Here is an 8,197-nt window from a genome sequence, read left to right on the forward strand (position 1 = left end):
AAGCAACTTCCTTGTCCCATAATGAAAGCGAACTTACTTTAAACTAGTTACTTCATGTACCCAAACGACTATGACTCTTAAAATGACCGGTAATGTTACCGTAAATCATTACCGGTCATTTGTTAACCAATCCATTTCATTTAATATCCATTGTCTGATGCCTTTATTTACTCTAGAAGTTTGTCCACTTATTTTTTTGGTTCTAAACCGATAGAGCGTAAAATTTTCTCTAACGTCACTGGCCCTACATTTTCTTTCGGTTTCTCGTTTCCTTTAGCATCTGGGCCCTTTTTCAAGAAGTTTTTCTCAATTAAACGAACATCCGTTTTATCTACAACACCATCTTGATTTATATCTCCATCTTTTACAGATACTTTTCCTTTTCCATACGATAAAGCTGCTATTCTAGCATCTTGAATATCTACCATTTTATCGCCGTTTACATCACCTGCAAGGTTATCATCCATGTCAGCTCTAAAGTTTTGTCCCACTAATTCTCCATCCTGCATTTTCCCTATTTTTGTTGTTAATTTACTATTTAAATGACCTGGCATTTCTACGAAAATATCATATTCCTTATCGCTTACTGGAACACTATGAATTTCAAATTGTCCGTTATCACCAATCGTTCCTGTATATTTCTTTCCATCCTTGCCAACTGCGTACACTTTTGCTCCTAGTTTTGTATAGTCTTTCTTACCTAAATACCCCTCTTCATTCAAGAAAGCTTCTGGGCCAATATATCCTGTAACCGTTGAATGTTTCGAAACAATAGCAAAAGATTTATCTTTAAACGCAGGAATCTCAATGCCTTCTGATGCACCAACTTTTGTATAAGAGAACTTATCTACTCCAAATGCAGTCAAATCATTAAAGTATTCATCGTTCGTCATCTCGAATGTAACATCTAAAAATGGTTTATCTCCATCTAATCCTTTAAATTCTTTTCCCTCCAATGATGCGCCAACTTTCACCTTGTTTTCCCAAGCTCCTGCTTCACTTATCTTCGGATCTTCTAATTTAAGGTTCAATCCATGTTGTTCTACATATTCCGTAAGTGCTGGATTTGGTTTCACATCTGTAAATTTAAATAGCTGCTTGTAATAAGGAATTTCAAATGTACCTGACATAAGCTGTTTTACATTATTAAGATTCAAAGTTAATGTAATTTTCTCTCCTAATTTGATTTTATCTTTGTCATAACTTGGAACAGCGTATTCTGTCCCTTCTTTTACAAAGACGTAATCTTTATATCCAGTTGCCATATTCCCGGCAGTTGCAAGATCATATCCAAATAATTTTAAATTTAACGGCTCATTTATTTCCTCTGGAAGTACTCCAAATTTAAAATCACCATTTGCTTGAATTGTATTCAACCATCCTGATGGGAAGGCTGAGTTTTGATAATATACAATTTGATTCGCTTTTTGATCATATTGCAAGCCTTTTGCCTTTAATGCATCTACTGTAGAATCATAAATATTACCATGCACCCATAATGCACGCTGGCCGTCTTCTTCTTTAAACATAGAATCATTGACTTCGTGTATACCAGGTTGTACATCCTTAAATTTCATTTCAGGTATTACATTATCAATGATAATGCTATCGCCTTTTGTATAAGATTTTCCTTCTTTTTCATATCCAACGAAGTTCAATTCGTAATCTCCATCAGGCAACATAACAGGTTTATCCGCAATTGGATGAGCTGGATCTCCTGTGAATGGAAGTACATACCCTCCCATACCAGAAAACATCATATATTCAACATTCGGTGTTAGACTACTTGCATTAAGTGTACCAACGACTCCTAATGCCTTCCCTGTCGTTCGGTCCTTTACAATTGCATCAATGGTTTCGAGAGGACTATTTAATTTAAATGTCAACGGCGAACTTGGTCTTTCCATAAATGGATGGAATTTAGAAGCATCTGTTGCCATTGCATCTCTCAGTAAATCTACAGACGCAATCCCTTTTTCTGTGAATTTAACTGCAAATGGTACTTGATATACTTCTTTTTCATTGTTTTTATTTGAAATATGAATATAGCCCTCATATCTACCAAATTCAGCGTTTTCTGGAATGGTAATTTCAGGGCTAATTTCCTCTGATGCACCAGGAGCTACTTTAATAGAATCTGGTACGTTTAGCTTCACACCATTCTTCGCTGCATCTTGCACACCTACACTTGTAGGTGAAAATTTCACCTCTAATTTAAACTCTTTCCCATCTGTTTTACTGCTGTTCTTAATTAAAACTTTTCGACTATCTTTAATAGGCCCATTTTCAATTTGATTTTTATACCCAAATGCAATAGAACCTGTTTTTTCTTCAATTTCTACTTCTTCATCACCTACAACGTTTGATGTTTTATCAACAACCTCGATTGATGTATCTGCATGAACTGCACGGTATGCATCAATTCGTCCTGATCCCACCTCAAATACAGAACGCTCTTCTTTTAAGTCAACTGCGGTATTCATGAGTGCTTCTTTTACTTCAAATGGACTATAATTTGGATGTTCTTGTAAAATGAGTGCCGCTACCCCTGTAGTATGAGGAGTTGCCATAGAGGTACCTGACATACGTCCATACGCTATCGGATAATTTTCTCCATCTTTTGGATCATTAATATATTCAGGAACAGTTGAGAAAATAGACACACCTGGTGCTACAATATCTGGCTTAATATCATCTGTCTTAGATGCAGGACCACGGGAGCTGAAATCAGCTAAGTGATCTCCCTCTGTTTTTATATTACTTAGTTCCCCAAACGCTAACGACACATCTCCTTGTACAGCTTTTGCTTGTAATTTCTCACCATCTACTTTTGTTAAGCGGAACGATGGAATAGATGCAGTACTTTCCCCAAGATAACTTGTAATTTCACCATCTACATTGTTATATACGATTACCGCCTTTGCGCCTGCTTCCTTAGCATGCTTAATTTTCTCATCAAATGTAATCTCACCGCGTTGGATAAGAGCTAATTTTCCTTTTACATCTTTTCCTGTAAAATCATCTGATTTCCCGAGCCCTGCATATACAACTGATACGGATTGACCTTTCAAATCTTCAATCTTATCAGTAAAGCTTTTTCCAAGTAGCATCATCTTATCCACATGTAAATCACCTGCATCGACGGAAAACGTTGGGATTTTCATTGCAGCGTTACTGGCTCCAACTGTAATCGGAAGTGCCGCTGCACTAGGTGATCCAATGGTACCTTCTTCCGGACCACTATTACCTGCTGCTACAACTGTAACAACACCAGCTAACATCGCATTGTTCACTGCGACAGAAGTAGGATATAAAGGATCATTAATAGACGCACCTAGTGATAAATTGATAACATCCATATTGTCTTTCACTGCTTTATCAATCGCAGCAAGAATACCGCTTGTTTGTCCACTTCCATATGGGCCCAATACGCGATATGAATATAAATCTACATCTGGAGCAACACCCTTCACTGCATAATCCACACTATTCTGTTTGTCTGCAGCAATTGTCCCAGCTACATGCGTACCATGGGATGTATAATATGCACTCCCCTCATAAATCTCTGGATATCCTCCAGAATTTTGCCAATCCTTATACGTTGTCTCCATTGGATCAGCATCATTATTAACAAAGTCCCATCCTTTTATGGAGTTCGGATCTATTTTACTTGGATCTTCACCTTGTTTTGCACGATATCCTTTATATGCATCTTTCAAATCCGGGTGGTTGTAATCAATACCTGTGTCCAGTACACCTACCTTAATTCCTTTCCCTGTTATTTTTTCATCATGCAGCTTGTCCACACCAATTTGCGGTACACTATCCGCCATTTTCGGTTCAACAACAGTCTTAGTTGTTTCTTTTGGCAAATCAATTTTAACCTCATGATCTTCCCATACGCGCTTAACGATACCGGTACGAACTAAGTCTTCGATCATATTTGCTGGTAAAGAAATCGCTACACCATTAAAAGCATTCTTATATTCTCTTGTTATTTTTGCAGATTTTACATTTGTCCCTTTCTCTTTATTCTTTTGAAGCTGCTCAAGCTCTGCTTTAAATCCTTTATGTGATGCCTCTACCTTTTGTTCCGCATTTGAAAGAGCTAATTTTTTCCCTTTAGCCGCTTGTTTTAATACCTCTATTTTGCTAGGCGCTTGCTTAAATTCTATAATCACATTCACATTATTAGGACTTGTTGTATTGATACCTGGCGAAATAACAAAACCTGGTTTTGTATCTAACGTTTTTAAGGCATTACGTTGTTCCTTTGTAAGACCTTTTAAGATAGCATTTGCATCATCAATTCCAGTTAAAGTAGATGTATTTACCTCTTCCGCTAATACGTTATATGGAATTCCTTGAGACAATAACATTCCAACTGTTAACGTTCCAATAAGAATCTTTCCAAATTTCCCTCGTTTCATATTACATCTCCCCATTATTAATATTATTTTTTGAAACAAATTGATTCTTAAATTCCCATGTAGCATTGGAAACTCTATTAATCTTAATCTTTTGTATCATGAAAGATTTCCAACACTACTACCATCCCCATACCTCACATAGCTAACCACTCACTTTACTCTTTCTATAAGAGCCCTCCGTCATTTATTTCCAACAAAAGATTTTCACAAAATGAATTATTAACAAGATTAAAATGTAATTCTATTTTTATTATTTCACATTTTAATTATTCTGAAAATTAAACAAAAGGAGTATCTTTTCTCTAAGGATTCTATGCCTACATAGTACAAAAGAACTACCTTGTCCTTTATTCTTTGTAATACAGAATAAAGCGACACGATAGTTCTTTGATAGATTTCTTATTTAATCTAGCGGAACTAATTGATTTCGGACTGCATAAATCACTGCTTGCGATCGACTTTTCACATTTAGCTTTTTAAAAATTTTATTGATGTGAATTTTAACTGTTTTATCACTAATATATAAAACTTCAGCAATTTCTTTATTACTAAGTCCTTTTACTAGTTCAAAGAGAATTTCCTTTTCACGTTCCGTCAGTTCATTTTCATTTGATTCTACTTTCATTTTTTGCTGATGATATGTAATTAATTTTTTAGTCATACGCGGATGAATGACTGAATCGCCTCGATATAACATTCGAATTGCTGCTACTACCTGATCTGATGATGAATCCTTCAATAAATAACCATCAGCACCGGCCTGGAGTGCATCCATTAAATACTCGTCATGTTCATACATTGTAAACACAAGTACACGGCAACTCGGATATTTTTTTTTCACTAACTCTGTAGCTTCAATCCCATTTTTCTCTGGAAGATTAATATCCATCAAAATACAATCTGGTCGGCATTCTTCTACTTTTCCCAATACTCCATCCCCAGAGCTAGCTTCTCCAACCACTTTCATATCAGATTCATCCTCTAGTATGCTCCGAATTGCATCCCGTAAAAAAGCATGATCATCTACTACTAATATTTTAATCATTTTACGCACCCCTTGTTTGTGAATCTGGAATTAACAGTGTAATTTCTGTCCCTTTTCCTACAGAACTATCAATCTGTAAAGTAGCCCCTAATTGGTCAGCTTGTTCATTCATATGTAATATACCATAATGTGGCTCATTCTTCGTTTTAACCATAGACTCAAATAGTGAAAAGCCAACTCCGTTATCCTTAACCCTTAAAAGCACGTGTTCACTTTGATAGCTGAGTAAAACATCAGCCTTTTTTGCCTGTGCATGTTTTACAATGTTTTGCAAACTCTCTTGTAATGTATCAAATATAACTCTTTCTTTTGAAAAACTAAGCGCACGTGCATGACCTCTTTCATGATATGTAATGTCTAGTTCATATTCTTGTCTTAAAGATTTTATTTTACTTGCTATCGCCTGCTTAAGTCCCAATTGTTGTGTCGGATATGGTTTTAAAGCATAAATAGAATAGCGAACTTCTCCTAGGCTTCCTCTTAAATCTTTTATGCTTTTCTCTACTACTTGCTGCATATCTTTTGGTTTATCACGGTATTTTTTCTGCGCGGATTCTAGTTGGAATATCACCCCGGCTAATGTTTGCGCAATACCATCGTGAATTTCTCGAGCAATTCTATTTCTTTCTTCTAAAATCATTCTTTTTTCCTGTTCAGAAATTAATATCCTTGTTTTAACTACGTTAGCTAATTGGTTAGAAAATGTAGCTAACGACTGTACATCTTCTGGAAAGAAGCCCGCATTTCTACTTTTCCCTGCAACAAACATTCCGACTAGTTCATCATTAACAATAAGAGGAAAATATACAAGTGAGCGTATGACACTTTCAAATATTTCATCTCCAGGAGCCGTACCAATTTTCCAATCATTAAATACAAGATTTTTAGAAAGTCCCTCAAACGCATCGTAATTTTCTAAATGATCAGAAATATCAGGGCGAACTTTCCCATCTTTTAATAGAATATTCCAGTTTCCATCATCTTTTGTCCATATTACATATGCTTGTATGCCAAAAAAACCTTTAAGTGCTTGTTTAATATGCTTCAAGTTTCCTCCAGTTAATCCTCGACTAATTTCGGTCGTAATAAGAAATAACTCATATAATCGTTCTTTCTCCATCCTTATCCGTACAGAAAAAGAACTAATAACGGAAGTTGCTACAAGTGGAAAAAAGAAAAACAGCACTGTAACTTCGTTTACTTCCACACTATATGTACTAATTAGTACATGCATCAGTGCCGCATAAGAGAAACCAAAAGTTTCGCAAAGAAATACCGTAATAGTTTTTTTATACCATTGATAAATTGAATATGGCTGCGGAAGAAGTATCATTAACAAATCGTAAAAGCGATTGTTGAAAAAACAAAAAAACATGCAAAATAATAACAAAGATATTAAATTCTCATACAGAACTGACATACCTATCTTATTAATTATTAAGGACATACATTTGTCTGAAAACCATTTGGCAAAGATCAAACTAAGTGCATGTTGAGTACTATTAAATAACATTCTTTGTATCGGTGAACGACGATGCAGGTGAATAATTAGCGTCACAAGTACAATAGCAACAATAGTTATATGGATTCCAAACTGCCAACTCATAGCGTAAATTATCGGAAAGGTAAGCGAACTAGTTCCTCTCCAAAATCTTACAGGAAAATACTCTGCAATCCCCATAAAAAGTAACAACAATATTAGTATTGTTAGATGAGAAGGGATTTTAATTTCAAGTAAAGATATAGTTATAGTAACCAAACCAAGAAAAGAAATAAAATAAAGATAAAAACTAGCAATCTTTTCTCTCATAAAGATAGAATTTACATCTTTCAAAACAACCCCTTCTTTCCTTATAAAAACTTCATTTTCTCTATTATCCAACAAAAAACCGGCACTGGCAAAATGGAAGAACATCCACTAGCCAATCACCGGCTGTGTACTACACCTAAAAAGGCAAGACACAATACTAGTATATATCAGTTTGTGAAGTTTACCCATTAGTCAAATGGTGTAATTGTACATACTTTTAGACTTAGGTCTACTAGTACAAAAGATGTATACGCAATTTAAATTTTGATTCACTAAAAAAATTCTAAGAAAAATAGGAAGGCAATCGTAGTAAATACTTATCTATATTAATTTTATCTAAATCTTTAGGTTATGTATGTGTCAAATACTCCCCATCTAATATTTACAAATAACCCATGAGATAATCTCCTTATATACTATATATGAAGTTTATCACTTAATATTTATTGAAGAAAAGGCGATGCATACAATAATCAAATCTAATTAACATATTATTTAATTATCGGTAGCGAGATTAAAGAGACTCCCTATTCTCAGGAAGGAACCTCCAATTCATATTATTACCCCTATTTCTATGTTTCTTATTTGATTCTAATTAACTAACTGATTAGGGTTATTGCAAATCAAAATAATAAAACCACATCTCCAATTATTAGATAACTATCTAATACATTGGAGGTGCGGTTCACTTAGGTCATTGATGTTTCAGCTATTCTCTTTATTTGAAAATTACATCTACCATATTAATTTAATATTGTATTCCTCTAGCCAACTATTAACTTGAAGTAAATAATCTATTATACCTCGTGCATCATTACCTGAAATTACTTCGTCTTTTCCTTCTGCAATAGCACGAACTCTTTCTACATTAATTAATGGCAAAATAGGTGATTCAGGATTGTTCAACACATG

General features: G+C 34.7%; 3 protein-coding genes. All 3 read right to left on the reverse strand.

The features are described from left to right. Positions 1-188 precede the first annotated feature (188 nt). Positions 189-4,430 carry a S8 family serine peptidase gene (locus tag AB6801_RS25050; protein WP_097998984.1) on the reverse strand — a complete coding sequence of 1,414 codons (4,242 nt, stop codon included), beginning with the start codon at positions 4,428-4,430 and terminating at the stop codon, positions 189-191. Between the two features lie 403 nt (positions 4,431-4,833). Next, positions 4,834-5,475 (reverse strand): response regulator, encoded by a 642-nt coding sequence (locus AB6801_RS25055; protein ID WP_000590674.1) that lies wholly within the window; start codon positions 5,473-5,475, stop codon positions 4,834-4,836. A gap of 1 nt (position 5,476) precedes the next feature. Then, a complete protein-coding gene (locus AB6801_RS25060) occupies positions 5,477-7,309 on the reverse strand; it encodes a GAF domain-containing sensor histidine kinase (RefSeq protein WP_033667522.1) in 1,833 nt (610 codons plus the stop codon). Between the last annotated feature and the right edge of the window lie 888 nt (positions 7,310-8,197).

The sequence above is a fragment of the Bacillus sp. RCC_6_1 genome, assembly GCF_041360755.1.
GTDB lineage: Bacteria > Bacillota > Bacilli > Bacillales > Bacillaceae_G > Bacillus_A > Bacillus_A cereus.

Bases quoted from the DNA above. Each gene is read 5' to 3' on its own strand.
- AB6801_RS25055 (WP_000590674.1), bottom strand. From the start codon at position 5,475: ATGATTAAAATATTAGTAGTAGATGATCATGCTTTTTTACGGGATGCA.
- AB6801_RS25050 (WP_097998984.1), bottom strand. From the start codon at position 4,430: ATGAAACGAGGGAAATTTGGAAAGATTCTTATTGGAACGTTAACAGTT.